General features: G+C 61.1%; 18 protein-coding genes. 4 read left to right on the top strand and 14 right to left on the bottom strand.

Annotated features, from left to right (window positions below):
* Window positions 1-232 precede the first annotated feature (232 nt).
* The gene (locus AB1495_RS10320; RefSeq protein WP_244268890.1) at window positions 233-6,058 is read left to right on the top strand and encodes a GEVED domain-containing protein; all 5,826 of its coding nucleotides are present in this window, start codon (window positions 233-235) and stop codon (window positions 6,056-6,058) included.
* 135 nt (window positions 6,059-6,193) lie between these two features.
* On the opposite strand, the gene AB1495_RS10315 is transcribed toward AB1495_RS10320, so the two are convergent.
* The 3 genes from AB1495_RS10315 to AB1495_RS10305 form a co-directional block, all read right to left on the bottom strand.
* The gene (locus AB1495_RS10315; RefSeq protein WP_074635441.1) at window positions 6,194-6,952 is read right to left on the bottom strand and encodes a glutaredoxin family protein; all 759 of its coding nucleotides are present in this window, start codon (window positions 6,950-6,952) and stop codon (window positions 6,194-6,196) included.
* A gap of 7 nt (window positions 6,953-6,959) precedes the next feature.
* Window positions 6,960-7,436: a DUF305 domain-containing protein gene (locus tag AB1495_RS10310; RefSeq protein WP_074635439.1), complete on the bottom strand. Its 477-nt coding sequence runs from the start codon at window positions 7,434-7,436 to the stop codon at window positions 6,960-6,962.
* A gap of 143 nt (window positions 7,437-7,579) precedes the next feature.
* Window positions 7,580-8,077, bottom strand: coding sequence for a lactoylglutathione lyase family protein (locus tag AB1495_RS10305; protein WP_074635437.1), 498 nt, complete (start codon window positions 8,075-8,077; stop codon window positions 7,580-7,582).
* A 93-nt stretch (window positions 8,078-8,170) separates the two neighbouring features.
* Here AB1495_RS10305 and AB1495_RS10300 point away from each other — a divergent pair, with 93 nt between their 5' ends.
* A complete protein-coding gene (locus AB1495_RS10300; protein WP_208856539.1) occupies window positions 8,171-9,055 on the top strand; it encodes a LysR family transcriptional regulator in 885 nt (294 codons plus the stop codon).
* 20 nt (window positions 9,056-9,075) lie between these two features.
* Here the strand turns inward: AB1495_RS10300 and AB1495_RS10295 are convergent, their stop codons facing one another.
* From AB1495_RS10295 to AB1495_RS10245, 11 genes are all read right to left on the bottom strand, one after another.
* Complete coding sequence (locus AB1495_RS10295; protein ID WP_037963283.1) at window positions 9,076-9,483, bottom strand: universal stress protein; 408 nt, start codon at window positions 9,481-9,483, stop codon at window positions 9,076-9,078.
* 87 nt (window positions 9,484-9,570) lie between these two features.
* Entirely contained in the window at window positions 9,571-10,323 is a 753-nt protein-coding gene (fnrL, locus tag AB1495_RS10290) for a transcriptional regulator FnrL (RefSeq protein WP_083350880.1), read from the bottom strand.
* Between the two features lie 48 nt (window positions 10,324-10,371).
* The gene (gene kynU, locus AB1495_RS10285) at window positions 10,372-11,547 is read right to left on the bottom strand and encodes a kynureninase (protein WP_074635436.1); all 1,176 of its coding nucleotides are present in this window, start codon (window positions 11,545-11,547) and stop codon (window positions 10,372-10,374) included.
* 11 nt (window positions 11,548-11,558) lie between these two features.
* Window positions 11,559-12,389, bottom strand: coding sequence for a tryptophan 2,3-dioxygenase (locus AB1495_RS10280; protein ID WP_074635434.1), 831 nt, complete (start codon window positions 12,387-12,389; stop codon window positions 11,559-11,561).
* Window positions 12,386-13,156, bottom strand: coding sequence for a GntR family transcriptional regulator (locus tag AB1495_RS10275; RefSeq protein WP_074635432.1), 771 nt, complete (start codon window positions 13,154-13,156; stop codon window positions 12,386-12,388). The genes AB1495_RS10280 and AB1495_RS10275 overlap by 4 nt, the downstream gene beginning before the upstream one ends.
* A gap of 107 nt (window positions 13,157-13,263) precedes the next feature.
* Window positions 13,264-14,223 (bottom strand): D-glycerate dehydrogenase, encoded by a 960-nt coding sequence (locus AB1495_RS10270; RefSeq protein ID WP_074635430.1) that lies wholly within the window; start codon window positions 14,221-14,223, stop codon window positions 13,264-13,266.
* Between the two features lie 3 nt (window positions 14,224-14,226).
* Window positions 14,227-14,388: a hypothetical protein gene (locus AB1495_RS10265; protein WP_005852160.1), complete on the bottom strand. Its 162-nt coding sequence runs from the start codon at window positions 14,386-14,388 to the stop codon at window positions 14,227-14,229.
* Between the two features lie 12 nt (window positions 14,389-14,400).
* On the bottom strand, window positions 14,401-15,747 hold the full coding sequence (locus AB1495_RS10260) for an amidase (RefSeq protein WP_074635718.1): 1,347 nt from the start codon (window positions 15,745-15,747) through the stop codon (window positions 14,401-14,403).
* Between the two features lie 4 nt (window positions 15,748-15,751).
* Window positions 15,752-17,170 carry a TRAP transporter large permease subunit gene (locus AB1495_RS10255; RefSeq protein WP_074635428.1) on the bottom strand — a complete coding sequence of 473 codons (1,419 nt, stop codon included), beginning with the start codon at window positions 17,168-17,170 and terminating at the stop codon, window positions 15,752-15,754.
* On the bottom strand, window positions 17,167-17,751 hold the full coding sequence (locus tag AB1495_RS10250; protein ID WP_074635426.1) for a TRAP transporter small permease subunit: 585 nt from the start codon (window positions 17,749-17,751) through the stop codon (window positions 17,167-17,169). Before AB1495_RS10250 ends, AB1495_RS10255 begins: the two co-directional genes overlap by 4 nt.
* A 73-nt stretch (window positions 17,752-17,824) precedes the next feature.
* Window positions 17,825-18,955 (bottom strand): TRAP transporter substrate-binding protein, encoded by a 1,131-nt coding sequence (locus tag AB1495_RS10245; protein WP_037943698.1) that lies wholly within the window; start codon window positions 18,953-18,955, stop codon window positions 17,825-17,827.
* Between the two features lie 191 nt (window positions 18,956-19,146).
* On the opposite strand from AB1495_RS10245, the gene AB1495_RS10240 reads away from it, so the two are divergent.
* Both AB1495_RS10240 and AB1495_RS10235 read left to right on the top strand, forming a co-directional pair.
* Window positions 19,147-19,839: a metal-binding protein ZinT gene (locus tag AB1495_RS10240; RefSeq protein ID WP_139283799.1), complete on the top strand. Its 693-nt coding sequence runs from the start codon at window positions 19,147-19,149 to the stop codon at window positions 19,837-19,839.
* A gap of 66 nt (window positions 19,840-19,905) precedes the next feature.
* Window positions 19,906-20,211 carry a DUF6525 family protein gene (locus AB1495_RS10235; protein ID WP_074635423.1) on the top strand — a complete coding sequence of 102 codons (306 nt, stop codon included), beginning with the start codon at window positions 19,906-19,908 and terminating at the stop codon, window positions 20,209-20,211.
* The last annotated feature ends 80 nt before the right edge of the window (window positions 20,212-20,291 follow it).

Here is a 20,291-nt window from a genome sequence, read left to right as displayed (position 1 = left end):
GGCCTATGGATTAAAGGCTTTTTCGCATCGCGCCGCCTACCGATTCTGGGTGGGACGCTCTCGAAAGTATAGGGCGCTATTCTGGAAGGCAGGGGGATTGTACCTGCGCATTGTCGCTCGCGTTAACCTTGTATGAGAACTTTAGACATATCCCGGGGGCCAGGAAAGACGGCGAGGTCGTCTCCGGCCAATGTACAAGGTGTTTGGGACACCGCAACAAGAGGTCCGTCTGATGTCGATTTCAAAGTTAACCTTTACAAAACTGAATTGTGCCGCCGCTTTGGCGGCTCTGGTCGTTACAGGCGCTGGCCAAGCTGATGCCGGCGAGTTCGAACTCGATTGGGGCACCTACGACTGGCCCGGCGGCAATCTTGGCCCGCTGACACGCACCCTGCGGGACCAATACGGGTTCGAGGTTGACCTGACCTTTGAACATACAGGCAACTACACCGCCTTCAGCGGGGAAGGGACACCCAACGATTCTGCTATCTTTGGGGGCAATGTGGAATCGCTCGTGGTCATTTCGGACGCGCCGCGAAACCGCGGGCGTTTCGGGGATGCGCGGACGACTTCCTCTATTTCCACCAGCTCGGGCGGGGTCGCCTTTCCGATCGACAATCTGCAGATCGACATTTTGGATATTGACGCCAGCGATAGCAACGCCGGGTCTGACCGTTGCGATTTTGTAACCGCCTTTGGTGACAACGGCAATCCGACGCTGGCACCTGTAAGCGCCGCACCCGCGGTGCTTGTCGGTCCCGGTCCCGGATCTGGCTTCACCGGCACCATCGGCGCGAACCAGGCGCAATGTATCTATGTCGAAGGGTTCGGGGCCTCGCCTACATCGAACAATGATGACACTGGCACCGTGCGGGCGACCTTCCCTGACAGCACCTCGACGGTCACCTTCTGGTATGATGAAACGATCGGCAACGTGCGCAATTATAGCCAGTTCACCAATTATGACCCCGCCCCGCGGGGTATCGGGATGTTTGGTGCGGCAACGTTCAATGTGGATCAAAGCATTTCATTGACACGTACCGCCAGCCCCAGCACAGGGACGCAGGGTGAGACTGTGACCTATACCTACACGGTCACAAACACCGGCGCGCTGCCGTTCAACACCGGGCAGGACATTGTGATCGACGACGATCTGCTGGGGCCTGTGCTCTGCCCCGCGATCACCACGCCTGTCGCCCCGGGTGGAACGGTCGTCTGTCAGGAGGACTACACCATTCAGGCGGCCGATGTGCTGACGGGGTCTGTGGACAGCAACGCGGTTGCGGGCATTGGCCGTATCGGCCAGCCTTTTGTTTCACGGTTGCAGTCGAATTCTGAATCCCTGTCCATCGTCAGCAGCGTGCTGTCAGGCGAGACCGGTTCGCAAAGCTGCACGCCTCAGTCCGTCTTCCGCCAGCCATCGACCCAATTGGCAGGGTCCGGCAGCCGGACGAATGTAACCCCGTCAGACATCTTCCTGTTCGACGACGTGACAACCGATATCAACGGCAACCCGATCGATGTCGTCATGCAGGTCACGAGCATCAACAATGCAACCGCGCTTGAGCTGGACACCTCGCTTGAGGCGCGCATGACGCCAGAGGACGACGCATACATCACCTACCGTCTGCGACTGGTCCAGGATGGCACGGCCACGGCGGCCAACCCGCAAGGTCTGGCCATTGACCAAAGCCGGATTAACGGTGTCATTGTCCAGCAAACGGATGTCGACAGCCGCGGCACGGGCGATGATTCTTCGGATGTGGTGGGCTCGCTCACCAATCCGACGGTGACCTCCTTCTTCAACACCGCGCCCTTGTCCTCCTTTCCCGCCGGACCGAACGCGATCGCGATGGATCCTGCAAAGGTGGGCGACCCGTTTGATTGGGAAGACGAGCCGAATGAATCGAGCTTTGACAACTACGCCACCTATGAATTCAACACCTTCGTCGAAGCTGAATTCATCCACGGCTACACGGGGACATCCGACCGTAGCGCGACGCGCGGGTCCGGCATCCAGCTTTGCGCAATCTCGAACACCTCGCCCGATATTGTTGCGCAAGACGACGACTATACCGCGTCGCCCGTGAACACCCTGCTGGGCGGCACCGCAGGCGAAGTCATGTCGAATGACACAATCAACGGCTTGCCCGCCGCCTTCCCGACCGCGACACTGACTGTATTGACCGAAGCCGTGCCGCAGAACACGGGCGATCCTGTGCCGATTCTGGAAACAGCCGGTGCCGAAGCCGGTCGCGTTATTGTGCCCGCGGGCGTTCCCGCTGGCGTCTACACCATCGAATACCAGCTCTGCGATGCGCTGGACCCCGCAGATTGTGACCGCGCGTTGGTCACGGTGGCGGTCTTTGCCGGGCTGGGTGTGGACTTTGGCGATGCACCGCTTAGCTACCTCACACCGACCCACGGCGTAGATGGGTCTCCGGGTGTGTATCTGGGCCTGATCGAGCCGGATATCGAACTGGTTGCACAATCGGATGCCACGGCAACGGCGGATGACCTGATCGGCACCGACGACGAAGACGGGATCACCTTTCCCGTCCTGACCCAAGGCACGATCAGCACGCTCGACGTGACCGTAACAGGCAATGGTAACCTGCAAGCCTGGATCGATTTCAATGGCGACGGTCTGTTCGAAGAGACACTTGGCGAGCGTATCGCGCTTGACCTAAAGGATGACGGCACGCAATTCGACAATGTCGCGGGCGATGGCGTGATCCAGATCGACGTTACCGTGCCGTCGGATGCGACCACATCGACCACCTACGCGCGCTTCCGCTACGGCTCCGAGACGGGGTTGAGCACATCGGATTTTGCCGTGGATGGCGAGGTAGAGGATTATTCGCTGGTCATTGCGGCTGCTGATCTGTCCGACCGCGGCGATGCGCCCGCGACCTATGGCGATCCGCGTCACATCGTGGTCCAGGACATCTATCTGGGTGCCGGTGAACCTGACACCGAACAGACCCCTCAGCATAGCCCCGATTCCGATGCGGATGACCTGTCGGGCTTTGACGACGAGGATTCCATCGCCGTCTTTCCCATTCTGGAGGCCGGCACAACCGTGCCCTTGACCATCGTGACCCATGAAACCCTGAGCGCTCAACTCGCCTTGGGCATCCCGGTAACCGCTGGGATCACAAACCTGCAGCTTTGGGTCGATTTTGACCAAAGCGGCACCTTCGATCCTTCCGAACACATCGCGGTCGACTACCGTGATGGGGGCGCGGGCGATACAGATGGGGTGTTCAACAACCAGATCACCCTGAACATTCCTGTCCCTGCGAATATCACCAGTGGCTTTACCCATGCACGTATCCGCTGGTCGACCTCCAGCGCCGTCGCAGCGGACCCCTTTGATGGTCTGAATTTCGACGGTGAGGTCGAGGACTACAAAGTGATCCTCTCGGCCGGGGCGGTGCCCTTTACCTGCGATGGCTCGCTCTATCGTGTGACGCAGACGGATACGCAGCTGCAGCGGCTTAGCTTTACGGAAAGCGCTGGCGTGTATAGCATCACCGCGACCGACATCGGTGCCCCTGCGGGCGTGCAGTATGACGGCGGCTGGGGCTATAATGCGCTCGATGGGTTGTTCTACGGGGTGCGCGCCGCCACGCGCGAGCTGATCCGCCTGGACTCCACCGGCAACTACGAGGTCGTCTCGACCCTCCCCGCGTCGGCGGCGGTGGGCTCCACCGCGGGCGACATTCTGCCCAACGGGGTGATGGTCTATCGTGTGAACGGGGCCAACGCGTTGCAGTTGCTGGATCTTTCCGATCCGTCCGCCCCCGTTGATCTGGGCCTGATCACGCTGTCGGCTGCGGTTGAACCGTCGGACATCGCCTATAATCCGAACGACGGCATGTTGTACGGTGTCAACGAGGCCTCTGACCGTCTGTTCTATATCGACCCTGCGGATGGTACGTCGGGCACCCGCGCGCCGGTTGAATTCGGCCCGACCGCCTGGACAGGGTCCTATGGCGCCGTGTGGTTCGATTTCTACGGCCGCATGTACATCAACCAGAACGTCACAAACGAGGTCTATGAGGCCGACGTGGGACTTCAGGGTTCCGGCTCGGGCGGGGGTCAGTTGATCGATACGGTGCCTGTCGGCGAGGGTGGCCTGAACGACGGTGCCGCCTGCCCGTCACGCTTTGGCCCGCTGCCGCCCGAAGGTGACCTGTCCGGCGTCGTCTACCGCGACACCAACTACTCGGACAGCTACCAGCCCGGTGAAACCGTGCTCAGCGCCGTGACCGTGTCACTGTACGACGACAATGGCACAGCTGACATCGCGGATGACACGTTCCTGACCAGCGTAGAGACAGCCAGCAACGGCACCTATCTCTTCTCTGACCTGTCTGCCACAGCGACCTACCGCGTAGAGGTCGACGCAGCCGATCCCGACATGCCCCCCGGGCTTGTGGCCGGTACCGTGAACCCGCAGACGGGCGTATCAATCACCGCCGGCAGCGTGCGCACCCTTGATTTCGGGTTTGTGAACGGCGGGGCGACGGCGGATCTGTCCCTGACCAAGGGCGTGTTCGACACCAGCGGCCAGCCGGTGACCCAAGCGGGCCCGGGCACAGAGCTTGATTTCGTGCTCACCGTGACAAACGACGGCCCTGACGGCACCACCGGTGTGCGGGTCCGTGATCTGATCCCCGACGGGTTCACCTTTGTCTCTGCCACACCGGCGGATGGCACCGATACCTATGACGCCAACACCGGTACATGGGACGTCGGCGAGGTGGCCAATGGCGCGAGCGAGACCCTGACCGTGCGCGTCACGATGAACGCCACAGGCGAGCATACCAACGTGGCCGAGATCATCGCCTCTGACCTGCCGGATCCCGATAGTGATCCGCTGGTGGGCCCGCTGACGGACGATCTGGGCGACGGGGTTGCCGATGACGACGAAGCCGCCGTGAGCGTGAGTTTTGCCGGGTCCGGCCCAAGCTTGTCTGGTAAGGTCTTTATCGACAATGGTGCAGGTTCCGACACAGCCTATGACGCGCTGCAAGGGGCCTCGGAAGCCGACACTGGTGCGGCCGAAGTCCGGATCACCGATAGCAGCGGCACGTTGATCGGGTCGCCGCAGGTTGCCAGCGATGGCAGCTGGAGCCTGACCCTGCCCGAAGGCTTTGCCGATGACGTCACCATCACCGTGGTCCCGGACAACGGCTTGCTCACCGTGTCGGAAAACCCCGGTGCCCTGCCCGGCCTGGTCAACCCGGCCAGCGGCGATGGCACTTTTACCTTCACGCCTGCGGCGGGGACATCCTATCCTGATCTGGATGTCGGCCTGATCGAGGACGCCCGGCTGAGCGAAAGCCAGCAAAGCGCGATCCGTCCGGCACAGGTGGTGACCCTGCGGCATGAGTATCTTGCCGATGCAGAAGGCTCTGTGGTGTTTGACACCGATATCCAGTCGATCACCGCGCCGGGGCTCTTTTCCGTCGCCCTGTTCGAGGATGCCGCCTGCGACGGGACGGCCACCAGCCCCATCACCACCGCCCTGCCCGTGACCCCTGACACGCGTATCTGTCTGGTGGCTCGTGTCGCCGCCTCGGGTGCGGCGGCACCGGGGTCGACCATCGCCTTTGATGTGGTCGCCGACACGACCTATGGCGCGACCGGCGCGACCGAGCAGGACCGCAACACCGATCTGGTGCGGGTAGAATCCTCCGAAGGGGTACTGAAACTGCGCAAGACGGTCCGCAACGTCACCCAAGGCACGCCCGAAGGCGTCAGCAACGGTGCCGCTGCGGGGGATGTGCTTGAATATCGCATCTTCCTCGATAACCCTGGCGAACTGCCCGCGACCAACATCGTGATCCACGACCGCACGCCGCCCTACACAGAACTGGCATCCGCCATCCCAAGCCCCGTCTCCATCGGCGGCAATGTGGTCTGCACGATGACCACGCCCGGGGCGGATACGGCGGGCTATGCGGGGGCGCTGCAATGGGATTGCACCGGATCACATGAACCGGGTGCAACGGGGTCTGTGTCCTTTGAGGTGCGGATCGCCCCCTAAGGCGGCGCTTGTCAGGCACGGAAGGGGGTGCTTCCCTCTCCCCACACGAACGAAAATCCCCCCATACCGCGGATGCGGCGCGGGGGGATTTGCAATAGGAATAGGCACTAAGCCCGCTGAGCAGGTGCCAAAAGATCACCCGAAGAGCCGTACCAGCATCCAAAGCCCCATGCCCAGCATCATCACGTTCTCGGTCAGGGACACAAAGCCAAGCGGCACATTGCTACTGCCGCCCACGCAGGCGCATTTCAGCTCGCGTTTGTCGATATAGACCGCCTTGATCACCGAGATCGCCCCGATACCACCGATCACGATCGCGATCGGTGCCGCCAGCCACAGCAGCGCCCCTGCGGTCATGGCGATGCCTGCAAAGGCCTCTCCGAACGGGTAGATCTTACCGTAGGGCACCCAGCGTTTTGCCAGCAGGTCATAGTTCAGGAACATGGTCGAGAAACTCTCGATATCCTGCAATTTCTGCACGGCGAGGAAACACATGGAGATCGAGATAAACCACTGGAACGCCTGCACCGTAAAGATGCTTTCGAACGCAAACCACGACAGGCCAAGCGCCATCAGAAAGGCGACCGAGAAGATGGCGATCACCGGCTGGTACGACGTGTCAGATCGCTGATCCTTGGGTTGGTCCAAACCGAAATAGACCCGCAGATCGTCATAGCCGCCGATGCGTTCCCCGCCGATAAAGCTCTGCGGCGTCGTTTCGACATCATGCTTCGCCTTGAACGCGTCTGTCTCTTCGCGCGTTGTCAGGTGGTGATCCTCGACCTCGAAGCCCTGACGCTCCAGCAGGTCTTTCGATTTCAGACCGTAGGGACAGGTGTGGTCGGGCATCACCATACGGTAGAGTTTTGCCGGTTGTGTCTGCTGTTGCGTCATTGTGTCCTCACTTCCCGTCGATTTCCGGTGTTGCGGCTGGCCCGCCTTCAAGATCCGCGATCAGGGCCTTCATCTCGTCGATCTCAAGCCGTTGCGCTTCGATGATATCGTCCGCCAGCTTGCGCACCCGCGGGTCCGAGATATTGGCACGCTCGCTCGTCAGGATCGCAATGGAATGGTGCGGGATCATCGCATGCATCCACGCCGTATCATCGACCGTGGACTGGCTGCGCACCAGAAACAGCGACACCGCAAAAACCAGCGCGCTGCCTGCAAAAATCGCGATATTCACCCCACGGTTGCTGTACATCCCCAGCATGAACGCCAGCATGATGACCGCCATCACCGCGCCCATATACAGCGCCATATAGCTGCGGGTTTCGCTAAAGAACACGTGATCGATTGCGTAGGTGTTCAGATACATTAAGCCGAACATCACCACGGTAGAGGTGATGATCATTGCAAAGAACCGCCAGTATGACATGGGATGACCTTTCGTGATGTTGCTATGACAACAAAACCGCCTTCCCTCGCAGGAGGGTTCCCGCCGACCTGCATTATTTGACATATCTTGCGCTAATGACTGCGGGCGAAAGCCCTGCCCTCGCCCGCAGAACAGACTTGGGATTAGCTATAGGCACCGGCGGAATAGGTCAGCTCGTAGCTGTGGCTATACAGCTCGAACACGATGCCAAAGGGGTCTTCGACATAGACCATGCGATAGGGTTTATCATCGGGGAAGTATTCGCGCACCGGCATCCGCTGCTTGCCCCCTGCCGCGACAATCTTGGCCAGCAGGTCTTCGAGGTTGGGATCCTGAATGGCGAAATGGAACGTGCCGTGCTGGCGGAAATTCAGCGGGTCTGCGGGCGCGTGGTTGCCGTCAAATTCAAACAATTCGATCCCGATACGGTCTGCCGTGGCAAGATGCGCGATACGCAGGCGGCCCCAGCCTTCGCCAAAGACATCGGTACACATCTGCCCGATATCGCTGCCGTCTTCGACAACCTCTGTCGGTTGCATGATGACGTAGAACCCCAGCACGTCGGCGTAGAATTTTACGGCTTGGTCCAGATCCGGCACGGAAAGCCCGATGTGAGAGAAACTGCGTGGTGTCGGTGTCATGGTCTATCCTTTGTTCTGTGATACCCCGTGATTTAGGTGGACCGCGCGCAAACATAAAATTATCATATGGAATTAAATTGATAACTTTATGGAATGGTCCGCGTGCTAAACGCCTCATGGCTCGAAACCTTCACGACCCTATGTGACATCGGGCATTTCACCCGCACCGCAGACCGGCTGGCCATGACCCAGCCGGGGGTATCGCAGCATATCCGCAAGCTGGAACAACAGGTCGGCCAGCCGTTGATCCTGCGCGAGGGAAAGTCGTTCACCCTCACCCCCGCCGGAGAAGAGTTGCTGTCGATCGGACGTGCCCGCCGGACAGAGGAGCGCGCTTTGCGCGAAAGGATGCAGCGCGATGATCCTTTATCCGGCACGGTCAGGATCGGCTGCTCTGGCAGCTTTGCGTTACGGCTGTATCCGCATCTGATCGCGCGGATGCAGCAGGCCCCGAAGCTGGAAATGCACCTCAGCGCCGCGCCGCAGGCGCGTATTCTGGCGGATATACTGGCAGGGACGCTTGATCTGGGCGTGGTGACCGCGGTGCCCGATATGCCCCGCGTTCAGGCTACGCCCCTGTCGCAAGAGGAACTTTGCCTCGTGCTGCCCGCCACCTTTAACGCGGCGGATTTGACCCTGCAGAAGCTTGATGACTTGGGGTTCATCGCGCATCCCGATGGCAATGCCTATGCCGATGATCTTCTCGGGCGCAACTTTGATGACTACCGCGGGGCAGAGCATCTGCGGCTGCGCAGTTTTATCAACCAGATCGGGCAAATCCCCCTGCCCGTGGCCCAAGGACTGGGGTATACCATCCTGCCGCGATCAGGGGTGGAGGGGTTTGCGCACCGCGACGCACTGGCGGTGCATACCCTGCCCCAACGACGGTTTCACGACCTGTGGCTGATCGCACGTAAAGACCGCGCGGCATTCGCCCGCGTCGCTGCCACCGCCGACGGCATACTCGGGCTGCAATAGCGCGTTGGCGGTGCCCCGACCTATCTGACCACATGCACCGCGCATTTGGCGTGACGCACCACATATTGCGCGACCGAACCCAGCAGGATGTCAGACAACGCGGGCTGATGCGACGCGATCACGATACAGTCGGTCCCGTTTTCCTCGGCCCAGCGTGTCGCCCGTGGCCCGGCGCGCCCGTCCGCAATCGCTGTCGCGGCCCCCGGCACGCTTAGCGCCAGCGCATCCAGCCGCGCCTGTACCGCCTCGCGCGTGGAGGTCACGATGTCGGTGGGGATGTATTCGGCGACATAGACCGGCACCGCCTCTATCACGTGCAGCAGGGTCAATCTGGCGTCCGGTGCCGCCAGCGCCTGCGCCGCATCAAAAGCGGTCTGGGTGATCTCGGGGGTCTCGAAAACAACGGGGATCAGGATATTCTTGTACATGCTGCACTCTCCTATGAAGGTGCAGACAAGGAACGCCTTGGGGTGCCCTGCGGCATTGATACAGATCAAATCAAAGGGAATATTTCCCTAGTCGCAATCATCGCCCGAGGCCGCGTGCAGCGCGTCCACATCGGCCACGCGAAAACGGCGACGGTCGACAAAGCTCAGGATACCCTCTTTCTTCATCGCGCCAAGCTGGCGGCTGACCGTTTCAAGCGTGAGCCCCAGATAGTTGGCGATCTCGTACCGTGTGAGAGGCAGGACCAGCTCTTGCCTAGGGGTATCCGCATTGGCCAATTGCTGTCGCCGCGCCAGCATTTCAATGAAGGTCGCGATCTTTTCGCGCGCGGTTTTGCGGCCCAGCAACAGCATCCAGTCACGCGCCGCGTCCAGTTCATCGAGGGCCATCTCCATCAACCGTTGGGCGATATGCGGCGTGGTCTCGATCAGCGCCTCGAAGGGTTTGCGCTGGAAGCAGCACAGCGTCACATCGGTAACGGCGACCACGTCGAAGTCGATCGCCGCGCGGCCCGGACGGCCGATGAAATCCGACGGGAAAAGCAGCCCCACCATCTGGGTGCGCCCGTCCTCCATCGTTTTGCCAAGGCTCGCGACGCCCGACACAACCGACGCGACATAGGTCAGCCCGTCGCCACGCCAGAGCATCGGATCACCCGCCTTGAACGACCGATAGGTCTTGATCTGCTCCAGCATCAGCAGTTCATCATCATCGCACCGCGCACAAACGGCGCGGTGGCGGATCGGGCATTCACTGCATTTCGGGCGCGACTGAAGATCAAGCATGGCGTGATCATAGCGTTCATTCGCGTGGACCACCATCACCAAGACGCACCGCCACCGCGCTGTGTCCCGATGTCGCTTGCCCCTTCAGGTCACGTCGCGCTTCTGGTGATACTCGGGCCGGTCCCAACTGCGGGTCGCAAGGATCTCGGCAAGGATGTCGACCGCGCCGCGCACGTCACCTTCGTCGATGTACAAGGGCGTGAAGCCAAAGCGCATGATGTCAGGCGCGCGGAAATCACCGATCACGTCGCGTGCGATCAACGCCTGCATCACCGCATACCCGTTCTTTGACGCGAAAGACACCTGACTGCCGCGCTGGTTTGCATCCCGTGGGCTGGCGAGCACAAGCTCGGGGCATTTTTCTTCGACCAGCGCGATGAACAGCTCGCTTAACGCGACAGACTTTGCACGCAGCTCGGCCATATCCACCGCGTCCCAAAGCCCAAGCGCATGCTCCAGCGCGGTCATCTGGATCACGGGGGGCGTGCCGACGCGCATGCGCTCGATGCCCGCAGCGGGGCGGTATCCGGTCTCGAAGGCGAAGGGCGCGTCATGACCCAGCCATCCGGCCAAAGCGGGCTGGATGTCCGCGACGATATCGGGGCGCGCATAGATGAACGCAGGGGCCCCCGGCCCGCCGTTGAGGTATTTATAGGTGCAGCCGACGGCGAATTCCGCGTCGCAGGCCGCCACATCGACGGGCACCGCGCCTGCGCTATGGGCCAGATCCCACAGCATCACCGCCCCAGCCCCATGAGCCGCCGCAGTCACCTGCGCCATGTCATGCATGCGGCCCGTGCGGTAGTCGACTTGGGTTATCATCGCGACAGCCACGTCATCGGTCATGGCGCTGGCGACATCCTCGGGGGCGACGATGCGCAGCTCGTAGCCTTGCCCCAACTGCTGGATCAGCCCCTCGGCCATATACAGGTCCGACGGGAAGTTGCCGCTGTCCGACAGGATCACCCGCCGGTCGGGGCGCATCTTGAGAGCGGCAGACAGGGCCTGAAACACTTTCACCGACAGCGTGTCGCCCATGGTGACCGACCCCTCGGGCGCGCCGATCAGGCGGGCAATGCGGTTGCCGACCCGTGCGGGCTGCGCCATCCAGCCGTCAAGGTTCCAGCCCTTGATCAGATGCGCACCCCATTGCGCCTGCACCACATCCTGCACCCTTTCGGCCGTCCCCACAGGCAGAGGCCCAAGCGAGTTTCCATCAAGGTAGATCATGCCGTCGGGCAAGGAAAAGCGGTCTTTCATCGGCAATCGGGTCACAGGGCACCTCGTACGTTCCAGAGTTCTGGGAAAAGTTCGACCTCGAGCATCCGGCGCAGGTATTTCACCCCCGACGTGCCGCCCGTGCCGCGTTTGAAGCCGATGATGCGTTCCACCGTGGTCACATGGTTGAAACGCCAGCGGCGAAAATAGTCTTCGAGATCGACGAGCTTTTCGGCCAGCTCGTACAGCTGCCAATGGGCGCGCGGGTCTTGGTAGACGCGCACCCATGCCTGCATCACCGCGTCATCCGCCGCATGGGGCGTGTCCATCGCATAGGCTTGCGGGTCAAAACTTTGCCCCGTTGCCTCTGCCAGCAGATCAAGCGCCACATGGTACAGGGATTTTGTCCCCAGTTCCTGCGTCAGCATGCGGTGCAGTTCGGGGCGATGTTCATGCACTTTCATCATCGCGCGGTTGCGGTTGCCGAGGATGAACTCGATCAGCCGGTATTGATGCGACTGAAACCCCGAGGACGCGCCGAGGTCGTCGCGAAAATCGCTGTATTCACTGGGGGTCATGGTGCGCAGCACATCCCACGCGCTGTTGAGCTGTTCAAAAATGCGCGCCACACGGGTCAACATCTTCATCGCAGGCGCGAAATCACCCGCCGCGAGATGGGTGCGCGCCGACGACAGCTCGTGCAGGCACAGGCGCATCCATAGCTCTGAGGTCTGATGCTGGATGATGAACAGCATCTCGTCATGGGCGTCGGATTTGCAATTCTGCGCCCCGAGGATCGGGTCGAGCGACAGGTAATCGGTATAGGACATATCCTTGGCAAAGGACATTTGCGCCCCTTCGTCAGCGGGGTTGTAGCCGGTCATGCGGGTGTCTCCGATTGGGGGCCGAGGGTTCTTGCAAAGGGCGAATGGGCCGGCATCAGCGTCGAAAGCTCCTCGAAGGCGGCGATGCTCAGGCCGGTGTGATGGCGAAAGGCCGCAAGCGCCGCCGCCGGATCATGATCAACTGCTGCCTGATAGAGCGCGCGATGCGGCTCTAGCGCCATACTGGCAGAGAATACCTCTGCCGCTTTGGCCGCCAGCGGGGGGGCGCTTTGGGTCAGATCGCGCAGGCCTGCCTGAATAAAACGGTGGTAGCGTCCCAACTGATCCTGCAACTGCCCCGCAAACCGCGCCATCCATTCTGACCGCGCCCCCGCCACCAATGCCTGATGAAAGGCCAGATGCCGCCGCGTCCATTGGGCCAGTGCCTCGTCATTATGGATCACCGAAGGCACGGGCGTTTGCGACAGATGGTGATAGGAGCCGATCACCCCTGCCTCCCACGCGTCATCGGCGTGGCTGACGGAATGGGCCAGCATCGCGCCTTCGATGGCATCGCGGCTGCGTTCCAGGTCCAGAAGATCGGCACGGGTCAGCGGGGTGACGCAAAAGCCCTTGTTATGCTCGGGCACGACAAGCTGTTCAGCCGCCAGCCGGTTCAGACATTCGCGCAGCGGCGTCAGGCCGATGCCATAGTGTTCCGACAGGGCCGGTAGGCGCAGCGCCATGCCCGGTGGCAGATCCAGCGACAGGATATCGTGGCGAAGCCGGTCGAATAGAATGTCCGATTTCGATTGTCGAAGTGTCATGATGCGCCCCTTTCGAAACACACCATGACAAATAAATACGATCATGTAAATCGTATACGATTCTTTCCAGCGTAGGTTCGCATTGAGTTCTTCGGACCGTTTATAGACTAGAGCGCGTTCGGCGGGGATTCTCCACGGAAGAACGCGTCAAGATTGTCCAGCGCCTTGAACCCCATCGCATCGCGTGTCTGCACCGTGGCGCTGCCGACATGGGGCATCATCATCACGTTGTCATAGGATGCGAAGGCCGGATTGCCCCCCGGTTCGGTGACAAAGCAATCCAGCCCCGCCGCCCCGATATGCCCCGCATCCAGAGCGTCGACCAAAGCGGCCTCGTCGATCAGATTGCCGCGGGCCGTGTTGACCAGCACTGCCCCTTTGGGCAGTTGCGCCAAACGGTCGGCATTCATCAGCCCGACCGTCTCGGGCGTTGCGGGGCAATGGAGCGACAGGAAGTCGGACACCGCCAGCAGGCTTTCCAGCGTCTCGTGATAGACCGCGCCCACTTCATCCTCGGGCGAAAGACGGCTGCGGTTGTGATAGTGGATCTCCATGTCAAAGCCGCGCGCCTTGCGGGCAAAGGCACGGCCCACACCGCCCATCCCCACGATCCCCAGCCGCGCACCGGTCAGCTGCTTGCCCACTAGAAAGGCCGGCGACCAGAAATCCCATGTGCCGGACCGCACAGTCCGGTCCCCAGCGACCGCGTTGCGCGCAGCCCCCAGCATCAGCATCATCGCCAGCTCTGCCGTGGCATCCGACAGCACATCGGGCGTGTTGGTCACAACGATCCCCTTGCCGCGCAGCGCGTCCAGATCGCAATGGTCCACCCCGACCGAATGGTTCGCGACGATTTTCAGCCGCGGGTCGAGCTGCGTCACGACATCTGCGCTGAAATGTTCGGAGTGGCACGGGATGATCCCGTCGACGGATGCGCTCATCCTGATGATATCCTCTGCGCTGCCGGGGGTGTCGGCGGCATCCCAGATCACCTCGTAGTCGCGGCGGGCGCGTTCCAGCGTGGCATTCGACAGGGTGCGGGTGATCCAGATCACGGGTTTGGACATCGGCTAGTCTTTCTTGTTGCGACTGGAGGTGAACAGATCAAAGGCGATGAACGCCAGCGTGATCGCCACGATGATCACCAGATCGGGACTGGGCACCTTGACGGCCAGGATCAGCAGAAAGGTAGTGATGGTCGCAAACGCCACAAGTGCGAGAAGTCGGTTCATATCAGATATCCTTTATGCAGAGGCACCAGCGGCCCAGTCGGTCAGCCATTGTGCCGTGCGCAGCAACCGCGCGTCATTGTGGCGTGCGCCGACCAGCTGGACGCCCATGGGCAGCCCTTCGGTCGAGGTGAAAAGCGGCAGGTTGATGCAGGGTGTGCCGCAGAAGGTCCACAGCCCGTTGAACACCGGATCGCCCGTGGTTTCCAACCCTTTGGGGGCCGGACCGGGGGCCGAGGGGCACAGGATCACATCGCAGCGGGTGAACATCTCGTCCAGCGCGGCGTTCAGCACCTTGGGCATGTCGCGGGCCGACAGGTAGTCGCGGGCGGGCACGGCGTTGCCTTGCTCTATCGCGTCGCGGGTGATCGGCCCCAGCTTGTCCGCGCCCCGGTGCCAATAGGGGTAGTAGTGATAGGACATCTCGGCCAGATTGATCAGCTTGCGCTGGTCTGCTGCCGTGTCGAACACCGCTGGCAACGGAAGCTCGAACGCCTGATCGCCAAGCGCGTCCAGCAGCTCGGCAAAGGCGTCATGCAGTTGCGGCTCCGCATCCTCCCATCCCGGCGGGCGGATGAAGCCGAACACGGGCGGCAGCGGCGGGGCCGAGGTCGCCGCGGCATGTAAGGCGGGTGCGGCGCAAAGCGTGGTCGCGCTGTCTTCGTCATCCTGCCCGAAAAGCACCTCGGCAAGCAGTGCTGCCCCTGCGGGATCGCCGGCAAAGACCCCGATCGTATCAAGCGAGGGCGATTGCGTCAGCACCCCCCGCCGCGGGATCGCGCCGAAGGTGGGTTTATATCCGGTCACCCCGCAGAAGGACGCCGGGCGGATCACCGACCCGCCGGTCTGGGTGCCGATGGCAAGCGGCACCATCCCGTCCGCCACCGCCGCGGCAGAGCCTTGGGACGATCCGCCGGGCGTATGTGCCAGATTATGCGGGTTCGCGGTCTTGCCGGGCTGCATGAAGGCAAGCTCGGTCGTGACCGTCTTGCCCATCAGGATCGCCCCTTCCTTGCGCAGCCGCTCTACCACAAAAGCGTCGCGCAGGGGCACGCGCCCCGCATCCTGAACGCAGCCGTTTTCCGTGGGGATGCGTTGGGTGTCGATCACGTCCTTCAGCGCGACCGGCAACCCGTGAAGCCGCCCCAAGGGACGCCCTGCCCGGCGATGCGCATCCAGCGTGCGGGCCTGTGCGCGCGCGAATTCGGGATCGAACCACGCCCATGCACCCACCTGCGGCTCGCGCGCCTCGATCCGCTTGATATAGCTGTCGACCAGCGCCAGCGCATCCAGCGCACCGGACGCCAGCCTGTCGCGCAGCAGCGTCACGCTGGGGGTGCCGTCCACCCCGTGACCTGTCATCCCATTACCGTCCATAGAACAGCTCCGGCAAATAGAAGACGATCTGCGGGAAGACATACATCAGCACCATCGACAGGATCACGCAGAAAAGGAACGGCATGACCCCCTTGAAGATCTGCGTCAACAAGAGCGACGGCGGCGCGATGCCCTTAAGGTAATAGGCCGACATCGCCATCGGCGGGGTCAGGAAACTGGTCTGCAGGTTCAGCGCCACGAGGATACCGAAGAACAGCGGATCAATCTCGAACACCGCGAGCAGCGGCAGGAAGATCGGCACGAAGATGATGATGATCTCGGACCATTCCAGCGGCCAGCCCAGCAGGAAGATGATGAGCTGCGCCATGATCAGGAACTGGATCGGCGACAGGTTCATGGATTGCACGAACTCCGAGATCACATGCTCCCCCCCGAGGTAGGAGAACACGGCAGAGAAGGTGTAGGAGCCGACGAACAGCCAGCAGACCATCGCCGTTGTGCGCACGGTGAGATAGACGCTTTCACGCAAACGCTGCCATGTCATCGCGCGGTAGATAAAGGCGAGGAAGATACCGCCCAATGCACCGATGGACGCCGCCTCTGTCGGGGTGGCGAGACCGAAAAGGATCGACCCGAGCACAGCAAAGATCAGGAAAGCCAGCGGCACGAAAGAGGTGATGATCATCATCACCAGCTTGCCCATCGGCATGTCCGGCACCTCATCCGCCGTAGGCTTTGGTGCCGACGATGGCTGCAGCAAAGACCGCCCGACGATATAGACCAGATACAGCCCCACCAGCGTCAGCCCCGGCAGCAGCGCCGCCGCATAGAGACGCACGATCGACACGTTGGTCGCCGCCGCATAGACGATCAGCATGATCGACGGTGGGATCAGGATGCCCAGGGTGCCGCCCGCACAGATGATGCCCGCCGCGAAGGACGGGTCATAGCGCGCTTTCAACATCGCCGGCAGCGCCAGCAGGCCCATCAAGGTCACAACCGCGCCCACGATCCCTGTCGCCGTCGCAAACAGCGCGCAGGTGATCAGCGCCGCCACCCCCATCGATCCGGGGACATTCTTGGACGCGATGTTCAGCGTGGTGAACAAACGGTCCACGATGTTGGAGCGTTCGACGATATAGCCCATGAACAGGAACAAGGGCACGGCCGTCAGCACCTCGTTCGACATCACGGTAAAGGTCTGGTTCACGAAGAGGTCAAATATTCGGTTGTTATAGAATCCCTCTATCCAACTCGACCATTGTTCCCATTGTCCGGCGGTTTCATCCAGCCGGTCAAAACCGCGCCACATGCGGCGCGCGTCGAAATAGGCGTAGTAGCCAAAGCCGATGCCCATGGCCATCAGGGTAAAGGCGATCGGGAAGCCCAGGAAGACAAAGATGATGAACAGCCCAAGCATCATCAGGGCGATTTGCGGATCAGTCATGTGATATGGTCTTTCTCGGCCATGTTGGCCTGCTGGATCAGAAGGTCTTCGGTCTCGAAAACGTCTTCGTCCGCTTCAAGCCAGTAATTGTCCCGGATCGCGATGATGCAGCGGCATACCTGCGCGATCCCCTGGATAAACAGCAATATGCCCGCCGCCACGATCACCGCTTTGAACTGGTAGATCGGCACACCCGCGGGGCTGTTGACGGAAACCTCTCCGTATTGCCAGGACCGCGCGGCGTATTTCCAGCCGGACAGGATCAGGGCCAGCACACCGGGGAAAAAGAAGACGATATACAGGACGATATCGATCTTGCCCTGGGTCTTGGGTTGCAGCAGCCGGTACAGGAAATCGCCCCGCACATGCCCGCCACGCGACAGCGTATAGGCCCCGCCCATCATGAACAGCGTGCCGTACATGATAAAGGAAACGTCCAGCGCCCAGGCCGTCGGGCTATTGAGCACATAGCGTACGAAAACCTCGTAGCCCGTGCCGATAGACATCAGCAGGATAAGCCACGCGAATGACTTGCCAAACCATGCCGACAGGCTGTCGGCGAACCGTATAAATGAAATCATGATGTCCCCATGCCTCGTCTGAAACCCCGGCACACGAAGGTGCCGGGGTTCTGTACTTTACCTGTCAGCGGGATCAGAGCTTGATCTTGCCAGGGAAGTAATGCTCGTAGGCCAGACCGTAGTCGGGCGAGTTCATCAGCTCGTAATACGACACACGGCTGACCCACTCGCGCTGGCTGTCGAGGGTCTTTTTCATGAACGGATCGGCTTCCAGCTCGGGGATCAGTTCGTCCCATGCCTTCAGCTGTGCGTCTAGAATCTCTTTCGAGGTGCGGCGCACGGTGACCCCTGCTTCATCCTGCAAGAACTGAAGATCCGCAGAATAGCGGTTCATCGCCTTGGCTGTGTTCGCGGTAGAGGCCGCTTCGACAGCATATTTCAGGATCGCCTGCAGATCCGGGTCCAGATCTTCAAGGAAGGTCCGCGAGAACAGGAACTCAAAGCTTTCGGACGCTTGGTGATAGGACGACAGATAGTAGTTCTTTGCCACGTCCTGCGCGCCAAAGTCCTTGTCCGACGAGGGGTTGTTGAATTCAAAGGCGTCGATCACGCCACGCTCCATCGCGGGCACGATTTCGCCGCCCGGCAACTGAGCGACGGACATGCCCAGCTTGGCCATCAGATCGGCCGCCAGACCCACGGTGCGATATTTGAACCCTTGAAGATCCTCGACCGAATTTACCTCTTCCTTGAACCAGCCAAAGGGCTGCGCAAACATCGGGAAACCCATATAGCCAACCACGTCGAGGCCCATGATGTCCTGTGTCAGCTCGTTATACAGCTCTTGGCCGCCGCCTTCGTAGAACCACGACAGCATGGTCGTTGCCGAGCCGCCGAAAACCGGACCTGTGCCGAACAGCGACGCGGCCTTGTTTTTGCCGTACCAATAGACAGGCACCGAATGCGCGGCATCGATCAAGCCGTCATTCACAGCGTCCAGCACCTGGAACGCCGCAACAACCGCGCCCGCAGGCAGCACATCGACCTTGACGCGCCCGCCCGACATTTCTTCGACGCGGGTGGCATAGTCGCGTGCGAAGTCCTGCCATATGTTGGCATCATTCCATGACGTTTGCATTTTGATAACCAATGGCGCTTGCGCCAGAACCGCCGGAGCCGCCAGCATGCTGCCAGCCGCAGCCCCACCAGCGACGGCCGATTTGGTCAAAAACGAACGTCGATTAATACTATTATTAGTCTTCATTTTGTTCTCCTCCCAGAGCGACTGCGCGGTCCTTTTTCAAGTTCCCTACCGGCAATCGTGTCCCGACCTTACTGCCTTGACTGATTTAATCAAGAATTCTGATCATTGTTTTCCGCGCAGATTGCCTTTAGGGAAATGGTTACGTTATAACATAACGAATCATTTCCCTACCGACCTGAATGGAGCCCATGATGACCCGCATCCACACCGCATTTCTTTCCGCTCTGGCCGCGACCTCTCTTGCCGCCACAGCCCTGCCCGCCCTTGCGGATCACGCCAAAGACAAGGCGCATGACCACGAAGCCCATGATCACAGCCACGACCATGACCACAAACACGACCACGGCGACGACGACATCTACAAAGGCTATTTCGACGATGCGCAGATCAAACCGCGCCCGCTGGCCGACTGGGAGGGTGACTGGCAGTCCGTCTACCCGCTGTTGCAAAGCGGTGATCTGGACGCGGTGATGGCGCATAAGGAGGCCAAGGGTGACAAAACCGCCGCGGAATACAAAGCCTATTACGCCACCGGCTATGCCACCGATGTCGACCGGATCGTATTCTCGGGCGATACCGCAACCTTCTACACGGGCGAGACATCGGTGCAGGGGCGGTATGAAAGCGATGGCTTCGAGGTGTTGACCTATGAAAAGGGTAATCGCGGTGTGCGCTATATCTTTGAAAAGGTCAGCGGCGACGCCGAGGCCCCGATGTTCTTCCAGTTCAGCGACCACAAGATCGCGCCCGCCAAGGCGGATCACTATCACCTTTATTGGGGGGATGATCGCGCGGCCCTGCTGCAAGAGGTCACCAACTGGCCGACATATTACCCCGCGGCCCTCAGCCCCGCTGACATCTCTGACGAGATGCAGGCGCACTGACATCCTGCGCCGCTGCCTGCCTTGACGGGGGGCGGCGCACCCCTTGCTTTCAGCGACAAAAGTACCATGCCGAAAACCACCCTCCGCCAGCCCAACTGCCGCAGCAGCCTTGCCGCACGCCGTCGCACACAAGACCCGATGGCCGCCTATGACCGCTTGCCGCCGGAACTGCGCGGCTGGCTGGCCCAAGCGGCATTGCCTTGGTCCGCACGCTCTGCCCTGCGGGCGTGGCAGCGCGCCTTGCAGCGGTTCAGTGGCGATACGGATGCCGCAAAACAGCACCTATCGCGCTGTGAGCGCAACACGCTGACCCGCGACCGTCTGCATATGCCGGACGGCCCTGCCACATGCGCAGGTGTCCGCCCCCTCTGATCCGCTGATCTGGCCTTTGACCCGCGCCGCCCTACCTGAGCTGACAGAATGATACGGGATGCCGCCGCTTGGTGGTGCCC

This window comes from Sulfitobacter pontiacus, assembly GCF_040790665.1.
Taxonomy (GTDB): domain Bacteria; phylum Pseudomonadota; class Alphaproteobacteria; order Rhodobacterales; family Rhodobacteraceae; genus Sulfitobacter; species Sulfitobacter pontiacus.
Note: the sequence above shows the minus strand (reverse complement) of the source record. Positions and strands in the feature narration are given on the sequence as shown.

What these genes read in the sequence shown, in the direction of transcription:
- AB1495_RS10320 (WP_244268890.1), top strand. Translation starts at nt 233, where the DNA reads ATGTCGATTTCAAAGTTAACCTTTACAAAACTGAATTGTGCCGCCGCT.
- AB1495_RS10315 (WP_074635441.1), bottom strand. Translation starts at nt 6,952, where the DNA reads ATGACGCAACAGCAGACACAACCGGCAAAACTCTACCGTATGGTGATG.
- AB1495_RS10310 (WP_074635439.1), bottom strand. Translation starts at nt 7,436, where the DNA reads ATGTCATACTGGCGGTTCTTTGCAATGATCATCACCTCTACCGTGGTG.
- AB1495_RS10305 (WP_074635437.1), bottom strand. Translation starts at nt 8,077, where the DNA reads ATGACACCGACACCACGCAGTTTCTCTCACATCGGGCTTTCCGTGCCG.
- AB1495_RS10300 (WP_208856539.1), top strand. Translation starts at nt 8,171, where the DNA reads ATGGTCCGCGTGCTAAACGCCTCATGGCTCGAAACCTTCACGACCCTA.
- AB1495_RS10295 (WP_037963283.1), bottom strand. Translation starts at nt 9,483, where the DNA reads ATGTACAAGAATATCCTGATCCCCGTTGTTTTCGAGACCCCCGAGATC.
- fnrL (WP_083350880.1), bottom strand. Translation starts at nt 10,323, where the DNA reads ATGGTGGTCCACGCGAATGAACGCTATGATCACGCCATGCTTGATCTT.
- kynU (WP_074635436.1), bottom strand. Translation starts at nt 11,547, where the DNA reads ATGAAAGACCGCTTTTCCTTGCCCGACGGCATGATCTACCTTGATGGA.
- AB1495_RS10280 (WP_074635434.1), bottom strand. Translation starts at nt 12,389, where the DNA reads ATGACCGGCTACAACCCCGCTGACGAAGGGGCGCAAATGTCCTTTGCC.
- AB1495_RS10275 (WP_074635432.1), bottom strand. Translation starts at nt 13,156, where the DNA reads ATGACACTTCGACAATCGAAATCGGACATTCTATTCGACCGGCTTCGC.
- AB1495_RS10270 (WP_074635430.1), bottom strand. Translation starts at nt 14,223, where the DNA reads ATGTCCAAACCCGTGATCTGGATCACCCGCACCCTGTCGAATGCCACG.
- AB1495_RS10265 (WP_005852160.1), bottom strand. Translation starts at nt 14,388, where the DNA reads ATGAACCGACTTCTCGCACTTGTGGCGTTTGCGACCATCACTACCTTT.
- AB1495_RS10260 (WP_074635718.1), bottom strand. Translation starts at nt 15,747, where the DNA reads ATGACAGGTCACGGGGTGGACGGCACCCCCAGCGTGACGCTGCTGCGC.
- AB1495_RS10255 (WP_074635428.1), bottom strand. Translation starts at nt 17,170, where the DNA reads ATGACTGATCCGCAAATCGCCCTGATGATGCTTGGGCTGTTCATCATC.
- AB1495_RS10250 (WP_074635426.1), bottom strand. Translation starts at nt 17,751, where the DNA reads ATGATTTCATTTATACGGTTCGCCGACAGCCTGTCGGCATGGTTTGGC.
- AB1495_RS10245 (WP_037943698.1), bottom strand. Translation starts at nt 18,955, where the DNA reads ATGAAGACTAATAATAGTATTAATCGACGTTCGTTTTTGACCAAATCG.
- AB1495_RS10240 (WP_139283799.1), top strand. Translation starts at nt 19,147, where the DNA reads ATGACCCGCATCCACACCGCATTTCTTTCCGCTCTGGCCGCGACCTCT.
- AB1495_RS10235 (WP_074635423.1), top strand. Translation starts at nt 19,906, where the DNA reads ATGCCGAAAACCACCCTCCGCCAGCCCAACTGCCGCAGCAGCCTTGCC.